Source organism: Xenorhabdus bovienii, assembly GCF_024721015.1.
Lineage (GTDB): Bacteria > Pseudomonadota > Gammaproteobacteria > Enterobacterales > Enterobacteriaceae > Xenorhabdus > Xenorhabdus bovienii.
Genome location: NZ_JANAIF010000506.1, coordinates 1 through 219, shown reverse-complemented (window position 1 = coordinate 219; position 219 = coordinate 1). Strand labels below are relative to the sequence as shown.

General features: G+C 55.7%; 1 pseudogene. It reads right to left on the bottom strand.

From position 1 onward, the window contains the following. A pseudogene (locus NXS07_RS21525) lies at positions 1 to 219 on the bottom strand (transposase); the annotation flags it as partial.

The following is a 219-nucleotide window of genomic DNA, read 5'->3' as shown; positions in this document are numbered from 1 at the left end:
ATGGCGGATCGACTTTCGTGGGCTTGCCCCGCCGTCAAAAGCAGGTTGAGGGGAAAACCCCGTCTGTCGGTTGCCAGATGGATTTTGGTGCCATAACCACCGCGTGAGCGACCCAGCGCATGATCGTCAGCGATATCGGGAGGTTTTTTTTCGCGCCTGCGGCATCTTTACTCGCGCGAATATTGCTGCCATCCAGGCAAATTTCAGCCCAGTCAATCA